Below are 17,074 nucleotides of genomic sequence, written 5' to 3' on the forward strand. Positions count from 1 at the left end.
ACATTCTTGTCACAACCTTTTTTTATGCCCGTTCAATCAAATTGATCCAGCTTCCAATATTCGATCAGATTATTCAATTTTTGACCGTAATCAGGATCTGTCGCGTATGTTCCTGTTAGTGCACGGGTAGCATCTCTGTAAGAGCGTGCATTGACTTTCCATGTCCCCGCATATCGGTTTGGGTCCCAAGAAACACCATATCTTAATTTTAAGGCATTATCTAAGAAGGATTGGTCAGTGGACTGATAGACCCGAAATTTTGAATTGACAGGGACAACGACACCATTGATCACTTCGTTAGATATATGCCAGATATAGCCATACTTTCCTTCATCTTCGCCGTCTTTGAATTTCATCCCAAAGAAGTTATTCGCGTGCTGAGCTAGATAGCTTGTGCCATATCCTGTTTCTAGGATCGCTTGAGCCAACATGACAGAAGTATACAAGCCATGAGCAGGCGCGATACGATTCGCACTTTGGCTGACGGAATTGATGAATCTTCCCTGAGGTGTCTGATCATTCACTTGTCCTAGAATCGTCAGTTGGTTTGGCTGATAGCCACTTGGCCGCCGGTCGTTTTCAACAATGGTCAGCTGGATACCTTCAACAGGTAAATTCATTCTGACAGAGCCTGCTTTTTGTCCATTTGATGCCCAGCCTAACCAGCCTCTGGAACGAACAAAGGCACGATAATAAATATCATAGTTTTCAGCAAGTTCTCCTGTTAACTGAAAGGAAAAGGCTTGAAGAGAGCGATTTTGTCCAGTCGTTCCTGAGATCGCTCCATTGGATACAGTTCTGGTCCAACCGCTGTCAGCTATGTGTGAATCATATTGGATACCGCCAGTATACCTTGATGTTCCTAAATTTGCGCGAATCGCTTCAAATTGTCTTCCTTGATTTGCGTAGCTGATCGAGTTGTTCAGGCTAGTTTGGCTTACCCAGCCAATATTCGATACATGTCCTTGCAACGTGATTCTAGGCGGAGCTATACGAAAGGCGCGAGTAGTTGCACCAGGTGCGGCTCCTCCTTTCCTTACTAATACAATTTGAATCGCTTCTGCACGGTAAGCATAGCCTTGTGTGCCAGCTGGTTCACCGTTCTTTGCCCAGTTCATCCAGCCGAATTCTTGTGCATGTACACGATAATAAACGTCATATCGGGTGCTGATCGTACCAGTCAGATTGATGCGGATCGCTTCAATAGGCAGATTTTGTCCAGTCGTGCCAGAAATCGTGCCATTTTGTGCCCAGTTGGTTTCCCAACCTTTGTTAGCGATATGGGATTGATAAGTGATACCGCCACCAATCGTATTTTCAGATAAACGCAGTTGCATTGCTTGAAGACTTAACCGTTGGCCAGTCGTACCAGCTTGATTAGCAGCATCTGTCTGGCCTAACCATCCTCTGTTAGTTACGTGAGTATTCGCCAATACGGATGGTTCCTTTTCGATATAAGAAATACCGTTGGTAGCAGGACCGGAACTGTTTTTGTCCAATAATTGGATTTCAATTGCTTCGATTTGATGACCGTATCCAAGTGTTCCGGAAGGATTTCCGTTCATTGTCCAAGGAAGCCAGCCAAAATTTCGTACATGGACTCTATAATAAACATTGTAAGTTGCTGCTAATTGTCCAGTTAATCGAATATTGATTCCTTCAATCTGTTTGACTTGTCCAGTCGTGCCAGAAATAGCGCCGTTAGCTACCCAATTTTGCCATCCTGAACCTTGGACATAAGAGGTGTATTCAATAGCACCAGAGAGGGAGGATGAAAGATGGATACGAAAAGCTTCTACTTGTAAAGATTGACCTGTTGTTCCTGAAAGTTGACCGCTAGAAACATTTGGCAGCCAACCACGATTTTTGACATGTGTACTATAAGTAATAGATGGACGTGCAGTACGCAAGGTAGATTCATCTGTCTGTGGCACTTTGTTTTGTGGCTGGAAAGAAGAATCAGTTGTTTCTTTTGAATCAGATGCTGTACTTTCAGCTGTTCCTATCTGTTCATTTGAGGAATCAGTCTCTGCTGATACTGGATTCTCTGGTTGGAATTCTTTCTGTCGGACAAAAACGATTGAAGAATCCTCTGCTGTCAGCACATAAAACACTTGATCGCTGATTTGGACTGCTCTTTGTACGTGATAACTTTCTGAATGTGAAATGGTTTCCTCTGATTGTTCTAGCCAAGCTTGATCAAGTGACAGAGAGGCAACGGTTGATTCAGAAAGCTGACCTTGTGAGGCTTCAACTGGAACTGTTTTTGGCTCATGAGCAGTTACAGAGTTTGCTGCTACCCATCCTTCATAGTTTCCTGTTTGGATATGTACCCAAGTCGTTTGATCCGATAACGCTACTTTATCTGTGACGAGGGCTTGTCCAGATATTTTTTGATGTTCTTCTTGGCGATAGAAGGTAGGATAAATATCTGTTTCATTCAGAGTCGTATAGGTTTCTGTCATACTTATATGTGTTTGAATGATAGGACCAGCTGCAACTTCTGTGTAATACGCACGTACGGAAGAAAGAAAATGCTCCTTGTCTAGAGTGATCGAATCGTCAAACATCAAGAAATCTGCTGATTTTTCCAAGGGTAAAGAATAGGTTTTGATTTTTTTTGCTACATAATAGGCCAAATAATTGGTGACTTGTTCTGTTGGTTCTGTCGGTATGACCAGTTGGATCGTTCCTTTATCCACCCATTGTCCACCGGGTAGCTGGACATCAGTAGAGACGATCTCATACACACCTTGCGCATCAATGTAGCTATGAGCAGATTGCTGCTGAATGAACGATTCCTTTGTTTGTTTTGAAGCTGAAAGGTGGATTTTATCAGGTTTCATTTGTTCAAATCTACCATTTGCTCCTTGCAAAGAGGGATTTCCAGAGATTTTTGGCGGTGTAAAATTTTCTACTGCAGAAGAGCTGTCTTCTAGATTTTGATAGGAATTCTCTCCAGATAGGCTTGATTGGGATGGTGCGCTTTCATCTTCTGATAGGGCAGATGTTTCTGTTGTTTGAACATTTGACAAAACGGTATCAGCAAATACGAGACTATTAGGTAACAACGTCGCATTCACTAAGAGAAATACTGCGGCTAATATTCTTTTTCTCACATCATTGTCCTCTCTTTCTTTTTTATTGTTCCTTCTTTTCATTCTACAAGAGATTTCTTTTATTTACACTCATTTCTATTGAAAGCCTTTGTTTTTTAATTTCACAGCTGATTCTTTGACTTTTTTCTTTTTTTATTCTATTATTGATAAGTCAATCGTTGACTAGTCAATTATTAGAGAGGAGGAAATTATGTCTTTAGAAGAGATTAGCCACCTTTTATATCAAATCAAATTAGCCGATCAAAAAATCGTCCAGATCTTTGAGGAAAATATCGGTATAAGTCTTACTAGATACGAGATCATGATGAGACTGAAAGAAGAAAATCCATTGCTGCAAAGCAGTTTGCAAGAAAAGTTGCAGATTGATCAAGGAGCAGTTACTCGTCATCTGAAGGTTTTAGAAGCAAACGGCTATGTTTCGCGTCAGAGAAATCCTCAGAACAACCGGGAAGTGTACGTAGCACTGACAGAAAAAGCCCAGCAGAAAATCGAGCATTGTGAAATGGACCATAAAGATACAGGTTCCGTGCTGTCCCCAGCTTTCAGCGATGTAGAAATGAAACAATTCCTAACACTTTTAGATAAATTGAATACCCAACTTTGCAATATAACAACAGAAACGAAAGAGGTTAATAATAATGGAACAAAAAAATGATTTTTCAACAATTATGACTGGTAGAAGATCCGTTCGCGTATATGATGAAACATACAAAATCCCACACGAAGAAATGCTGGAAATGATCAAAGAAGCGACGACTGCTCCTTCTTCTGTCAATATGCAACCATGGCGCTTTGTGGTCGCTGAAAGCGAGGAAGCAAAAGAAATCTTGCGTCCTTTGATTCGTTTCAATACGAGACAGAATGATACTTCTTCTGCAATGGTCATGATTTTTGGCGATATGCAATGTTACGAATATGGCGAAGAAATCTATAACCAAGCTTACGAATCAGGGAAGATGCCAAAAGAAGTCAGAGATCAACAATTAGCTGCGATCATTCCTTATTACAAGAGTTTTTCAAGAGAAGAAATGAACGATGTAGTCAAAGTCGATTCTAGCTTAGCGGCTATGCAATTCATGTTAGTTGCGCGTGATCATGGCTATGAAACAAATCCAATTGGTGGATTCGAAGCAGATCAGTTGGCAGAGGCATTTGGTTTGGATAAAGACCGTTATGTTCCAGTTATTATTTTATCAATAGGAAAAGCGGTAGAAGAAGGTTACGAGTCTGTTCGTTTAGCACCAGAAAAGATCACTACGTTCAAATAAAAGGTTTTCAGTTACTATTCAGTAGCTATTGCTTTTTTTGAATCGTGTGTGGTAACCTAATAAAAAAGGAGGTCGGAAAAATGACTGCATCGATGAAATTACGTTTTGAACTTTTGAATAACAACTAAATAAATTCAAAAGACATGTATAAACAACAATTTCATGGGTGGAGTATGTCCATTTTTTCGAACGACAGTAGAATAGGTGAAAGCTATGACAGATTTGATGATTTAGTCATAGTTATTTCGTTCAGAGTAGGAAAAGATGTTATGCAGTTTTTTTGCAAACAGATTTTTCTGCTCTTTTTTAGTATCGATAATTGTTGTTTTACATGAAATAGGAGTGTAAAACATATGGAAAATTTAGCAATAAATATAACAAACCTGCAAGTTCGTTTTGGTAACCAGTTAGAATTATCTATTGATTCTCTTCGTGTCTATCAGCAAGATCGGATAGGGATCATAGGGGAAAATGGAGTCGGTAAGTCAACGTTGCTTAAACTGATAGCCGGTGAACTTATCCCCGATCAAGGGAAAATCCAAACAGAGATCACTTTCAACTATCTGCCTCAATTAACTTATCTTACTGAAACAAAGGATCTGAATTTGGAATTAGCCAGTCATTTCCAGTTAAAACTGGAAGAAACTTCGGAACGGAAATGGAGTGGAGGGGAAGAACGAAAGATCGAGTTGATACGTCTTCTTTCTTCTTATGAACAAGGGATGCTTCTAGACGAGCCGACAACCCATCTAGATAGAAAAAGTATGGATCGACTAATTGAAGAGCTTCGTTATTATTATGGCACGCTGATTTTTGTTAGTCATGACCGCTATTTTCTAGATGAGCTGGCAACGAAAATCTGGGAAGTAAAAGACGGAGAAATCCGAGAGTTTTCGGGGAATTATAGTGCCTATCTCACTCAAAAGGAATTGGAGAAAAAGACTCAGCTACGAGAAGCAGAGTCGATCATGCAAGAGAAAAAACGATTGGAAAAATCGCTCCAAGAAAAGAAAAAACAAGCGGAAAAGTTGGAAAAAGTGTCCAGTAAAAAGAAAAAGCAACAAATTAGACCGGATCGGTTGTCTTCCTCTAAACAAAAAGACAGTGTACAAAAAGCCATCCAAAAGAATGCGAAAACATTAGAGAGAAGACTCCAAAAAATAGGAGAAACAACCAAGCCGCAACAGATGAAACAAATCCGTTTTCCAGTACCAAAATCTCTTGCACTCCACAATCGTTATCCAATCATGGGACAAAATATCCAATTGGAAAGAAACGGAAGAACATTACTGATAAATAGCGATTTTCAATTTTCTTTAGGTAAAAAAATCGCGATTGTCGGCGAAAATGGTTCAGGTAAGACAACTTTATTGGAACATATCCGCAAACAAGGAGAAGGAATCCTTCTCTCTCCGAAAGTAAGCTTTCAAGTCTATCAGCAAAAGGATTATCAAATGACATCTGAAGAATCCGTCATTCGTTTTGTCATGAGACAAACAGAGTTTTCGGAATCGCTTGTCCGCAGTTTGCTGAATCACTTAGGGTTTGCTCAGGAAACTCTGGCGAAACCGTTGTGTACGTTAAGTGGGGGAGAAGCGACCCGTTTGACGATTGCTTTGCTTTTTACTAAGCCAAGTAATGTGTTGCTGTTAGATGAACCGACTAATTTCATTGATATGGCAACGATCGAAGCTTTAGAGAAGCTGATGCAAGTATATCCGGGAACGATTTTGTTTACTTCTCATGATTCCTACTTTGTCGAGCGTACGGCTGATGAAGTTTATGAAATAAAAGGGCAGAAAATAAAAAAAGTACTTACGAGAAATTTTTAAATGTGCTACGATGATTTTCGTGACAAATTTAAAGGAGTGGTACAGATTGCCTACAAATAAAAAAGAAGGAATAATTTTTACAACAATGATGTGTTTTTTGATGGTCTTGGGGATGAGCGCGTATAATTTATGGCTGCATCAAGATCTTCATTTATCAAGTTTGTTGATTGGTCTAGTGCCTGGATTCGTGGTGGCTTTCATTTTGGATGTCTTCATCATCGGTGTGCTGGCGAAAAAAATTGCCTTTAAACTACCAGTAAATCCAGAAAGCAAGATCCAAATGATCTTAACTATTTCCTGCTTGATGGTTTTAGGAATGGTCACATGTATGTCTTTGTTTGGTGTGATCATGGAACAAGGAATACCTGATCAATTATTCTCTGCTTATATGAATGCTTGGAAAATGAATGTGATTGCCGCTTTACCGTTGCAGTTGATCATCGTTGGCCCACTTTCAAGAAGTGTGTTGAAAGCCATTCAAAGCAATGAATGATGGAACACTGTTTATTTGAAAAAAAGGTTGTGACCTGCTTTTTGTCACAGTCCCTTCAATGCTGTTCTAGAAAGAAAAACGATCCGAACGATAGGTTCTTGCCTATCTTTCGGATCGTTTTTCTTGGTCAGCTGTATCGTTCTTTTAGTGAAGATGATTCGTTGCTTAATAGATAAATCTAGAAAGGTTCTGTTTATCCATTACTCAAAAAACGGCTGCATTTGTTCTCTTACTTGCTGACACCATTGGAGTTCCTGCTGACAAAGCATGATTCGGCGCTGGATAACAACATAACGTCCAAATTCTTGTCTCTTGTCTAGCGAGAGGTCATTCAATTTTTTTTGATTTTTTTGCATGATTTTGTTCAGCTGTTGTTCTCTAGTGAATAGCAGTCCAGTAGCTGTTGTTTTGTCGAGTGTCGAAAAAGCATAGATTTTTGCTAAAAATTCATCTTTTTGCGTAGGAGCTGGGGTCTCCTCTTTGATCCATTCCTCTACAAGGGCACGTCCTTCATCAGTTAAGTGGTAGATCTTTTTTTGAGAGTGCTCGTCTTTGTCCAAAACGGTCACATAACCCTGCTGGTCTAACTTGGCAAGCGTCGTATAAATCTGACTGTGATGAGCTTCCCAAAAAATCGTGATCAGCTGCTTCAATTCATACCCAGAACGCGGTTTGGATAAAAGCACGCATAATAATATATAGGCTAAAGTATTCATAAAAATCCTACCTCTCGTCTTATTTTCTTTATTATATCACAGTAAAGTTTCCATGTTTTACATGTGCATATTGACATGTAAAATAAATCATGTATGATGCTAATAGAGAGAAAGGGATGGAAATATTGGAGAATCAAATAGATATACAAGAACAAACAAATGAAGAAACAAAGGGGAAAAGTTCGGCGCTAGTTGTAGCAGCTACCTGTATGATCGCTTTTATGGGAGTGGGCCTAGTAGACCCGATCTTAAAAACGATTGCTGCACAGTTAAACGCTACGCCAGCTGAAACGACCCTGTTATTTACTAGTTACATGTTAGTCACTGGTGTGGTGATGCTATTTACAGGTTTCTTATCTAGTCGGATTGGCTTGAAAAAAACATTGATGACCGGATTGTTTATCATCGTTGTATTCGCTGGTCTTGGTGGATTATCTGGCAATATCGGTATGTTGATTGGGTTACGTGCCGGCTGGGGTGTCGGGAATGCTTTGTTTGTCTCTACTGCTTTAGCAACGATCGTCAGTATTTTAGTCGGTAACACAGAAAAAGCAATCATGATGTATGAAGCAGCACTTGGCTGCGGAATGGCTGTTGGCCCTCTAGTCGGTGGGGTCTTGGGTAGTGGTTCATGGCGTTATCCATTTTTTGGGGTAGCATTTTTGATGTTTTGCGGTTTTATAGCCCTAGCGGTACTTTTACCTGAAACTGAGAAACCAAAGAGAAAAGTAGGCCTTTGGGAAGGTGTCAAAGCGTTAAGCAATCATAAACTTCGTTCAGTTGGACTGATTGCATTGTTATATAATTTCGGATTCTTTACTTTACTTGCATATGCGCCTTTTTTATTGATTGGCTATTCTGAATTAGAAGTCGGTTTTGTATTTTTTGGCTGGGGTGTGCTTCTGGCTATTGCTTCGATTTTCGTTGCACCGGCTCTTGAGCGTAAGTTTACGACTTATCGGACGATTTTAGCTGCATTTGTCTTATTCATTATTTGTTTGCTGTTATTAGGAGCTGGAACTTCTATGCCAGTCCTTGTACCGATCAGCATTGTGTTAGCAGGATTTTTCCAAGGAATTATCAATACACTGTTGACGACGATTGCTATGGAAATACCCGGTCTGCAACGAAATGTTGCTTCTTCCAGCTATAGTTTTGTCCGCTTTTTCGGTGGAGCTTTAGCACCATTTATTGCAGGTGTGATCGGCGAACATATTGGTGAAAGCTATGCGTTTTATTTTGCAGGTGCCATTGTTCTTATCAGTGTATGTTGTATCATTTATCACCGTAATTATTTTGCTACAAATGAAGAAGAATAAGAAACCAGAGGTTGTGAAAAAGTCGTTTAGTTTCAAGTATTAAGAAAAATTTTGTGAAAATGGCTTTCTACATTTTTGCATAAATTTGGCTTAATACCGGGAAACTGGCTTTTGAACACCGTTTATTCGGAAAAAGGGAATGTGACACGATTTTTGTCACATTCTCTTTTTTTCTCAAAATAATGTAACTGGAAAATTTTCAGTAGGTAAGCTAAAATTCATTTAAGAAAAAGAATGGGGGGATAACAGATGCTGGAAGAATATTTTCAGGAAGTCGGGTTGACACTCGTTGAATTACCCATTGAATTTTCAGATGATCGGTTGATTTATCGTGGCTATATCAAAGAATTGCCAATGATCAACGCGGAAGGTGAAACTAGAAAAGCGATGCAGCAAAAAATAGCTGGTATGTATCAGATGTATCGGGAACAGCTATTGGCAGAATCAGCGGAAGAAGAAAAAGAAAAAACGATGAACTTGTCCATGGATGAGCTGCTTCGTTATTATGATGGCGAAACATTTGACGGATTTTCGCTTCTTAACGAAGAGGAAACAGATTTACCAGGCAGCTGGTAGGAGAACACCGTTTATATGGGAAGAGGCTGGGACAGAAGCGTTTAACTCCAAGAAATAAGAAGAAATTCACGAAAATTGCTTTTCAAATTTTTGTGAATTTCAGCTTATTTCCGAAGGAGTTGCTTCTGCTCCCGCCGTTTATACATGTTTAGAGCGTGGGACAAAAGTTTTTCTTTACTTTTGTCCCACGCTCTAAAAAGTTCGGCAGTTTTTTGCCGATGTTCAAGGCACCCTACTTATCGTACGGATATTTTTTAGCGGAAAGTCCGATTCAAGTGGTTTTTATTCAGCTGATATTTATAAGATAAGTGAAAGATCCCAGCAATCAGCAACGTAATCGTATAGGCAATTGAATGATCGAAAAAAGAATAGTAATTGACTCCAGCTAACAGGCATAATGCAGCCATGTAGCTGATGTGTAAGCGAGCAACCAAACCTTTTGGACCAATTTTGTCAAAATACTGCGCCCATTTTTCCCGTTGACTCCCTATGCTTCGTTTTTTTAACTGAAAAAAAAGGGATAAAATACCGACTCCTAGAAAAGCAGCGATATTCAGAGAAATAAGGTAAATAAAAAAAATCATTAAAATTTCAAACATATTGACACCTTTCTAGTTGGATAGAACCTTTACAGTAAAAAGGCAAAAGGCGTGAATAATGTTTCACACGAAACATTATTCGCGGATTTGTCCATCGCCATAAATGATATATTTTGTGGAAGTTAATTCATTTAACCCCATTGGACCGCGGGCATGTAGCTTTTGAGTGGAGATGCCGATCTCTGCACCAAAACCAAATACCGATCCGTCTGTAAAACGAGTGGAGGCATTGACATAGACAGCCGCCGCGTCCACTTCATTCAAGAAACGCTGACTAGCCGAATAGCTATCTGTCACGATTGTTTCTGAATGCTTGGTGTTATGTCGGTTGATATGCGCAATTGCTTCGCTTAAAGAATCGACTACTTTGACGGCAAGGATATAATCCAGATATTCAGTATCCCAATCTGCCTCTTCTGCTAAAGCAGCTGTCTCTAGATATTCTAACGCACGAGTATCCGCACGTAAAGAGACGCCGTGTTCTACCAGTTCTTTTTCAATGGCTGGTAAGAAAAAGGGTGCGATCTCAGAATGGATCAGTAATGTTTCTGCCGCGTTGCAGACAGAAGGACGGGAAGCTTTTGCATTGACGATGATTTTCACTGCCATAGACAACTGTGCTTCTTTATCGATGTATACGTGATTATTTCCTGTACCTGTTTCAATGATAGGTACCGTTGCTTGTTCTTTGACTCTTTGGATCAATTTTGCTCCGCCTCGAGGGATCAGCACATCTAAGTATTCTGTCAATCGCATCAACTGTTCTGCAGTTTCATGAGAAGTATCATCGACAAACTGGATGGCATAAGGAGATTCGCCAGCACTAAGCAGTACTTGCTGCAATAATTGGACCAGCAATTGGTTCGAGAAGAATGCTTCTTTGCCACCGCGAAGGATAACGGCATTCCCTGATTTGAACGCTAGACTGGCTGCATCAGTCGTGACATTTGGACGAGATTCGTAAATGATACCGATCACGCCGAGGGGCACGCGCTTTTTGCCGATTCTCAATCCGTCGGTGTTCGTCCACATCTCATCTACTTTTCCAATAGGATCGTCTAACGAAGCAATCTTTTCGATCTCTGCAGCCATGGCATTGATTCGTTCAGGCGTCAGCTGCAAGCGGTCTTGCATCGTTTCACTGATATTGTTTTCGACTGCTTTCTCTAAGTCCTTATGATTTGCTTCGATGATCGCCTGTTGATTCTTTTTGATGGTTTTCGCCATTTGAATAAGTAGCTCATTTTTACGGTTTGTAGGCATAAGTGCTAGTTGTTGCGCACTATCTTTTGCCTGTTGCCCTAATTGCATCAAATCAGTCATTTCAAGTCCTCCTTAAATAAAGTACCTACTTCTTTTCCTGCAAGAATATCAAAAATGATTGCCGGATTTTTCCCATTTGCTAAAATCATTGCACTGTTTGCTTCAAATATCCTAGAAGCTGCTTTTAATTTACTTTGCATACCGCCTGTTCCAAAGGTGCTGCCTGCACCACCTGCTTGTGCCAGAATCTTTTCATCGATTTTATCGATATAGCGATACATCTGAGCCTCGGGATTTGTAGTCGGATTATCTGAATAAAAACCGTCGATATCAGAAAGAACGATCAAAAGGTCTGCCGCGACAAGTTTTGCCATGATTGCTGACAGCTGATCATTATCGCCAAATTTTGTCAGATGATCTAATTCATCTACTGCGACAGTATCATTTTCGTTTACGATAGGAATCGTATCCATGATCAAAAGCTGTTCCAATGTATTCCTCACATTTTTACGACTTTCAGGGTAATCTACCACGTCTCTTGTCACGAGGATTTGTGCTGTCTGCTGATTATATACACTGAATCTTTGATTATAGATATTCATCAATTCGGATTGACCAACAGCCGCCGCAGCTTGCTGTTCAGGGATCAAAGTCGGACGTTCTGACAAATGTAATTTATGCATACCGACGCCTACAGCTCCCGATGAGACTAGGATCACTTCCTTTCCACGATTTCTAAGATCGGAAAGGACAAAAGCTAACTGATCGATCGCTGCAAGATTGATGTTTCCATTAGGATAGATCAATGTACTTGTTCCTACTTTGACAATAATTCGTTTTGCATTTTTTATTTCTTTACGCATGTGACACCTCAATCAAATATCCACTCATTAATTTCGTTCTATTCTACTTGTTTTGACGAGTAAAGTCATGTAAAAAATAGTTTTTTTGTACAACTTGCAGTTGTTCGGTAAAAGAACGCGTTAATGGTTGACTTTAGGATAGCAGAATTTCTTGAAGAATTTGTAAAGAGAGTCTTTTATAGCCTCGAATATGTTAGAATAGGAGTAGTTTATTTAGGGAGGAAAACCGGTGAGAAAAAGAGGATTTGAAGTTATTTCTAAATATAAAGAGCAAAATATCAATCTACCGCAGCGCGCTACACATCATGCTGCTGGCTATGATTTTGAAGCAGCAGAAGAGGTCGTGATTCCAAGTATCTGGAAAGCAGGCTGGAAAAAAGGATTGGAAACCGTCGCAGATGCATTGAAAAAAGACGTATCAGAAAATGAAAAACAGTTAAAACCGATCCTCGTGCCTACTGGGATTAAAGCCTACATGGGAGAAGATGAATTTTTGCAGCTTGCTAACCGTTCAAGCAATCCGTTGAAGCGGTTTTTAGTGTTGACGAACGGCGTGGGTGTGATTGACAGCGATTATTACAATAATGAGGCAAATGAAGGCCATATCATGTTCCAATTCACCAACTTTGGTTTCAAGGATGTAGTGATCAAAAAAGGTGAGCGTATCGGTCAAGGAATCTTCTTGCCATTTTTAAAAGCAGATCAAGATCAAACGACTGCTCAACGTCAAGGCGGATTTGGTTCTTCCAGTAAATAAAACGATAAAGAAATTTAAGCTTGATTTAATGTCTCATGGTTAGAATAAAAGGAGGCGGTACAATGGCAAAAAAATCAAAAGTACAATTTGTTTGCCAAAATTGCGGGTATGTGTCGCCTAAGTTCTTGGGGCGCTGCCCAAATTGCGGAAAATGGAATACGATGGTTGAAGAAATCGAACAAGATACAACAGACCGCAGAACGCGGACAAGTTTGACAGGAGAAAAAGCGAAACCAACAAAAATCGCAGACGTCGTCCCTAAAAAAGAACCTCGGATCAAAACGAAATTAGAAGAACTGAACCGTGTGCTAGGTGGAGGTGTGGTACCGGGATCCATGGTCTTGATCGGTGGTGATCCAGGTATTGGTAAATCCACTTTGCTATTACAAGTTTCTCAGCAATTAGCAGCCATAGGCGGGAAAGTCTTATATGTATCCGGCGAAGAAAGCGCAGAACAGATAAAATTACGCGCGGAGCGCCTAGGAAGTATCAACACAGAATTTTATCTATACGCTGAAACAGATATGAATGAAATCAGTCGTGCCATCGAACATATCTCCCCTGATTATGTTATTATTGATTCCATCCAAACGATGACGCAGCCAGACATCACAAGTGTGGCAGGAAGCGTCAGCCAAGTAAGAGAAACCACTGCAGAATTACTCAAAATCGCTAAAACAAATGGGATTGCCATCTTTATCGTCGGTCATGTTACGAAAGAAGGTTCGATCGCCGGTCCAAGAATGTTAGAGCATATGGTGGATACAGTGTTATATTTTGAAGGTGAACAACATCATAGTTTCCGAATTTTACGAGCGGTAAAAAACCGATTTGGCTCAACGAACGAGATTGGGATTTTTGAAATGCATGAGCATGGATTGGAAGAAGTCGCTAACCCTTCACAGATTTTCTTAGAGGAACGCCTAGACGGTGCGACTGGCTCTGCTATCGTTGTGGCAATGGAAGGAACACGTCCAATTTTGGTAGAGATCCAAGCATTAGTCACACCTACTATGTTCGGAAATGCTAAGCGAACAACAACAGGTCTTGATTTCAATCGTGTATCTCTGATCATGGCAGTGCTGGAAAAAAGAGCTGGACTACTTCTTCAGAATCAAGATGCTTACTTAAAAGCTGCAGGTGGGGTAAAATTAAATGAACCAGCGATTGATTTAGCTATCGCTGTCAGTATTGCTTCAAGCTACAAAGAAAAAGGAACACAGCCGACGGAATGTTTCATCGGTGAAATCGGACTGACTGGAGAAATCAGACGTGTCAGTCATATTGAACAACGGGTCAAAGAAGTCCAAAAACTCGGCTTCACAAAAGTTTACCTGCCTAAAAACAATTTAGGCAACTGGGAAGCGCCAAAAGGAATCGAGATCGTTGGAGTAGCAACTTTGGCTGAAACGTTGAAGCGTGTGTTCCGCTAAATAATAAATGATTGTCGAAACGGAGGAAAAACGATGCAAAAACGTGTCATTACGTTGCTGATGATCATTGTCGGCGCAAGCTTGGGTATTTCATTTTTACCCTCAGCTTGGCAGGCAATCGGTCAACAGTCAAATGGGTGGCTGAATAATACATTTACCAACAGCTTGTTAGGCGCACTTATTTTCTTTTTATTATCTTTGCTGTTGGCTAAACATATCTCAGCTATTATCAAACAAGTAGAACAAAAACTAAGCGAGGTCAGTTTGACTTATCTTCTCTTCGGTGCGATCGGTGCGATCATCGGATTGACTTTAGGCGTTGTGATCTCAACCCCTCTTTACAATATGGAAATTCCATTCGTCAATAGTGTATTGCCGATTTTACTGATGATCATCTTAGGTTATTTGGGATTGAGAATGGGAACGACACGAATCGAAGAATGGAAGAAAGTCTTTGGTTCACGAAGTAAAAAAATCGAGCAAGAAACAGCTAGCCAAGTGGAGAGCCAACTGTTAGAACGAAAATCAGGAGAAAATTTCCATAAATACAAAATCTTGGATACAAGCGTGATTATTGATGGTCGGATTTATGATATTACAAAGACTGGGTTCTTAGAAGGAACCTTGATGATCCCTAATTTTGTTCTTTACGAACTACAATACATCGCGGACTCAGGGGATAGTTTGAAACGTGTGCGTGGTCGTCGCGGATTAGATATCCTAAATGCTTTGCAAAAAGAAGAAGGTATATCTGTCGAAATGTACGATGGAGACTTTGAAGATATCAGCGAAGTAGACAGCAAGTTGATCAAATTAGCCAAACTTTTAGACGGTGTCATCGTAACCAATGACTATAACTTGAATAAAGTCTCTGAATTCCAAAATGTACCTGTTCTTAATATCAATGCGTTGGCAAATGCCGTGAAACCAGTCGTCATTCCTGGTGAAACGATGAATGTTCTAGTAGTAAAAGCCGGAACAGAACGCCAGCAAGGGGTAGCCTATCTTGATGACGGCACGATGGTTGTCGTAGAAGATGGACAGCATTACATGAATGAACGTATCGAAGTCGTTGTGACAAGCGCCCTTCAAACAGCTGCTGGACGTATGATCTTTGCTAAACCTGCCCATGCAGGACGAGGGATCGACAATAAAAAAGAGACAGAGAAAAAGACAAAACAATCAAAATAAAAAAGAAATTCAGCCAACTGGTAAGGAAATTCAACCAGTTGGCTTTACTATTTACCTTAGAAAAGGTAAAATTTGTGCTGAGTGGCTTTAAATAAATGATATTTGAGAAGCCGTAACTGACGGAATTTTACTGTTAGTCAAAGTCTAGTTTGAAAGAAGAGGAAGAAAATGACGAAAGTACGCGTACGCTATGCACCAAGTCCAACTGGGCACCTGCATATTGGAAATGCAAGAACTGCATTGTTCAATTATTTGTTTGCCCGCCACAATGATGGAGACTTTATTATTCGTATTGAGGATACTGACCAAAAACGTAATATCGAAGATGGCGAAAAAAGCCAGTTGGAAAACCTTGCTTGGTTGGGAATGGATTGGGATGAATCTCCTGAAAATCCTGGAGAATATGGCCCTTACCGTCAATCTGAACGTAAAGAAATCTATCAACCGCTGATTGATCAGTTGCTTGCTAGCAATCGAGCATACAAATGCTATTGCACAGAAGAAGAATTAGAAGCAGAACGGGAAGCACAACGCGCAAGAGGAGAAATGCCTCATTACGCAGGAACATGTGCGAACTTGACACCTGAAGAACAAGCAGAAAAAGAAGCACAAGGTCTAGAATCTGTTGTACGTTTCCGTGTGCCTCGCAATACAGAATACGCATTTACAGATATGGTAAAAGGCGCTATTTCGTTCGAATCCGATAATATCGGCGGCGACTTTGTCATCCAAAAACGCGATGGTATGCCAACCTATAACTTTGCTGTTGCGGTCGATGATCATTTGATGAAAATCACTCACGTTTTACGTGGAGATGACCATATTGCCAATACACCAAAACAACTGATGATCTATGAAGCATTTGGCTGGACGCCACCAACATTCGGACATATGACGTTGATCATCAACAGTGAAACAGGCAAAAAACTAAGCAAACGTGACGAATCAATCTTACAATTTATCGAACAATATCGCGAATTAGGTTATCTACCAGATGCAATGTTCAACTTTATTGCATTATTGGGCTGGTCACCTGTGGGCGAAGACGAAATCTTCGAACACCAAGATTTGATCAAAATGTTCGATCCAAAACGCCTAAGTAAATCACCCGCAGCTTTCGATGCGAAAAAACTGCAATGGGTAAACAACCATTACATCAAAGCAATGGATCTAGATGCATTTACTGACATGTGTCTGCCTTATCTAATCGCTGATGGACGTGTAGCAGAAAACCCAGATGAAAAGACAATCGAATGGGTGAAGAAGATCGTTAGCCTGTATCAACCTCAAATGAGCTATGCTGCAGAAATCGTTGATCTGTCTACGCTATTTTTCAATGAACATCCTGTATTGAATGAAGCAGCAAAAGAAGTACTTGCTGGTGAAACAGTTCCTACTGTTCTCCACGCATTTAAAGCACAGCTAGAACAAATGGAAGTAGTAGATGCTCCAACTGTAAAAGCTGCCATCAAAGCTGTTCAAAAAGAAACTGGCGTAAAAGGGAAAAATCTTTTCATGCCGATCCGTGTAGCTGTATCAGGACAAATGCATGGACCAGAATTGCCTGAAACGATCGAATTACTTGGTCGTGAAAAATCATTAGCACATTTAAATCAAGTACTGAACTAAACACGATGAACAGAAA

Annotated in this window: 15 protein-coding genes and 1 other annotated feature (1 of these 16 only partly in view); of the genes, 10 read left to right on the plus strand and 5 right to left on the minus strand. The window is 40.2% G+C overall.

Features of this window, described 5'->3' with window-relative positions:
- Positions 1 to 32: 32 nt before the first annotated feature.
- A complete protein-coding gene (locus A5816_RS11800) occupies positions 33 to 3,161 on the minus strand; it encodes a glucosaminidase domain-containing protein (RefSeq protein WP_086311406.1) in 3,129 nt (1,042 codons plus the stop codon).
- A 148-nt stretch (positions 3,162 to 3,309) separates the two neighbouring features.
- Here A5816_RS11800 and A5816_RS11805 point away from each other — a divergent pair, with 148 nt between their 5' ends.
- The 4 genes from A5816_RS11805 (at position 3,310) to A5816_RS11825 (ending at position 6,712) form a co-directional block, all read left to right on the plus strand.
- Positions 3,310 to 3,774, plus strand: coding sequence for a MarR family winged helix-turn-helix transcriptional regulator (locus A5816_RS11805; RefSeq protein ID WP_002310476.1), 465 nt, complete (start codon positions 3,310 to 3,312; stop codon positions 3,772 to 3,774).
- Positions 3,758 to 4,387 (plus strand): nitroreductase family protein, encoded by a 630-nt coding sequence (locus A5816_RS11810; protein WP_002310475.1) that lies wholly within the window; start codon positions 3,758 to 3,760, stop codon positions 4,385 to 4,387. Before A5816_RS11805 ends, A5816_RS11810 begins: the two co-directional genes overlap by 17 nt.
- A gap of 353 nt (positions 4,388 to 4,740) precedes the next feature.
- Positions 4,741 to 6,219, plus strand: a complete 1,479-nt coding sequence (msr(C), locus tag A5816_RS11820) for an ABC-F type ribosomal protection protein Msr(C) (protein WP_086311407.1) — start codon at positions 4,741 to 4,743, stop codon at positions 6,217 to 6,219.
- A gap of 46 nt (positions 6,220 to 6,265) precedes the next feature.
- Positions 6,266 to 6,712 (plus strand): DUF2798 domain-containing protein, encoded by a 447-nt coding sequence (locus A5816_RS11825; protein WP_002310470.1) that lies wholly within the window; start codon positions 6,266 to 6,268, stop codon positions 6,710 to 6,712.
- 200 nt (positions 6,713 to 6,912) lie between these two features.
- Here the strand turns inward: A5816_RS11825 and A5816_RS11835 are convergent, their stop codons facing one another.
- Positions 6,913 to 7,428, minus strand: a complete 516-nt coding sequence (locus A5816_RS11835) for a PadR family transcriptional regulator (RefSeq protein ID WP_002310468.1) — start codon at positions 7,426 to 7,428, stop codon at positions 6,913 to 6,915.
- A gap of 116 nt (positions 7,429 to 7,544) precedes the next feature.
- Between A5816_RS11835 and A5816_RS11840 the strand changes: the two genes are divergently transcribed.
- Positions 7,545 to 8,747, plus strand: coding sequence for an MFS transporter (locus A5816_RS11840; protein ID WP_002296013.1), 1,203 nt, complete (start codon positions 7,545 to 7,547; stop codon positions 8,745 to 8,747).
- Between the two features lie 249 nt (positions 8,748 to 8,996).
- The gene (locus A5816_RS11850; RefSeq protein ID WP_002373352.1) at positions 8,997 to 9,323 is read left to right on the plus strand and encodes a hypothetical protein; all 327 of its coding nucleotides are present in this window, start codon (positions 8,997 to 8,999) and stop codon (positions 9,321 to 9,323) included.
- A 254-nt stretch (positions 9,324 to 9,577) separates the two neighbouring features.
- Here A5816_RS11850 and A5816_RS11855 read toward each other — a convergent pair whose 3' ends face one another.
- The 3 genes from A5816_RS11855 to proB all read right to left on the minus strand — a co-directional run bounded on the left by A5816_RS11855 (position 9,578) and on the right by proB (position 12,048).
- The gene (locus A5816_RS11855; RefSeq protein WP_086311408.1) at positions 9,578 to 9,922 is read right to left on the minus strand and encodes a hypothetical protein; all 345 of its coding nucleotides are present in this window, start codon (positions 9,920 to 9,922) and stop codon (positions 9,578 to 9,580) included.
- Between the two features lie 75 nt (positions 9,923 to 9,997).
- A complete protein-coding gene (locus A5816_RS11860) occupies positions 9,998 to 11,245 on the minus strand; it encodes a glutamate-5-semialdehyde dehydrogenase (protein ID WP_086311409.1) in 1,248 nt (415 codons plus the stop codon).
- Complete coding sequence (gene proB, locus A5816_RS11865) at positions 11,242 to 12,048, minus strand: glutamate 5-kinase (RefSeq protein ID WP_010733122.1); 807 nt, start codon at positions 12,046 to 12,048, stop codon at positions 11,242 to 11,244. Before proB ends, A5816_RS11860 begins: the two co-directional genes overlap by 4 nt.
- 229 nt (positions 12,049 to 12,277) lie before the next feature.
- On the opposite strand from proB, the gene A5816_RS11870 reads away from it, so the two are divergent.
- The 4 genes from A5816_RS11870 (at position 12,278) to gltX (ending at position 17,058) form a co-directional block, all read left to right on the plus strand.
- The gene (locus tag A5816_RS11870; protein WP_010733123.1) at positions 12,278 to 12,805 is read left to right on the plus strand and encodes a dUTP diphosphatase; all 528 of its coding nucleotides are present in this window, start codon (positions 12,278 to 12,280) and stop codon (positions 12,803 to 12,805) included.
- A 62-nt stretch (positions 12,806 to 12,867) separates the two neighbouring features.
- Positions 12,868 to 14,238 (plus strand): DNA repair protein RadA, encoded by a 1,371-nt coding sequence (gene radA, locus A5816_RS11875; RefSeq protein WP_002287449.1) that lies wholly within the window; start codon positions 12,868 to 12,870, stop codon positions 14,236 to 14,238.
- Between the two features lie 33 nt (positions 14,239 to 14,271).
- Entirely contained in the window at positions 14,272 to 15,429 is a 1,158-nt protein-coding gene (locus A5816_RS11880; protein ID WP_002287448.1) for a PIN/TRAM domain-containing protein, read from the plus strand.
- Between the two features lie 168 nt (positions 15,430 to 15,597).
- A complete protein-coding gene (gltX, locus tag A5816_RS11885) occupies positions 15,598 to 17,058 on the plus strand; it encodes a glutamate--tRNA ligase (protein WP_086311410.1) in 1,461 nt (486 codons plus the stop codon).
- Positions 17,055 to 17,074: a binding site (T-box leader), on the plus strand (it continues 221 nt past the right edge of the window). It overlaps the preceding gene by 4 nt.

The organism is Enterococcus sp. 3G1_DIV0629 (assembly GCF_002141285.1).
GTDB lineage: Bacteria > Bacillota > Bacilli > Lactobacillales > Enterococcaceae > Enterococcus_B > Enterococcus_B lactis.

Bases quoted from the DNA above. Each gene is read 5' to 3' on its own strand.
- radA (WP_002287449.1), top strand. From the start codon at position 12,868: ATGGCAAAAAAATCAAAAGTACAATTTGTTTGCCAAAATTGCGGGTAT.
- A5816_RS11810 (WP_002310475.1), top strand. From the start codon at position 3,758: ATGGAACAAAAAAATGATTTTTCAACAATTATGACTGGTAGAAGATCC.
- A5816_RS11855 (WP_086311408.1), bottom strand. From the start codon at position 9,922: ATGTTTGAAATTTTAATGATTTTTTTTATTTACCTTATTTCTCTGAAT.
- A5816_RS11860 (WP_086311409.1), bottom strand. From the start codon at position 11,245: ATGACTGATTTGATGCAATTAGGGCAACAGGCAAAAGATAGTGCGCAA.
- A5816_RS11850 (WP_002373352.1), top strand. From the start codon at position 8,997: ATGCTGGAAGAATATTTTCAGGAAGTCGGGTTGACACTCGTTGAATTA.
- A5816_RS11835 (WP_002310468.1), bottom strand. From the start codon at position 7,428: ATGAATACTTTAGCCTATATATTATTATGCGTGCTTTTATCCAAACCG.
- A5816_RS11880 (WP_002287448.1), top strand. From the start codon at position 14,272: ATGCAAAAACGTGTCATTACGTTGCTGATGATCATTGTCGGCGCAAGC.
- A5816_RS11800 (WP_086311406.1), bottom strand. From the start codon at position 3,161: ATGAAAAGAAGGAACAATAAAAAAGAAAGAGAGGACAATGATGTGAGA.
- proB (WP_010733122.1), bottom strand. From the start codon at position 12,048: ATGCGTAAAGAAATAAAAAATGCAAAACGAATTATTGTCAAAGTAGGA.
- A5816_RS11840 (WP_002296013.1), top strand. From the start codon at position 7,545: ATGGAAATATTGGAGAATCAAATAGATATACAAGAACAAACAAATGAA.
- gltX (WP_086311410.1), top strand. From the start codon at position 15,598: ATGACGAAAGTACGCGTACGCTATGCACCAAGTCCAACTGGGCACCTG.
- A5816_RS11805 (WP_002310476.1), top strand. From the start codon at position 3,310: ATGTCTTTAGAAGAGATTAGCCACCTTTTATATCAAATCAAATTAGCC.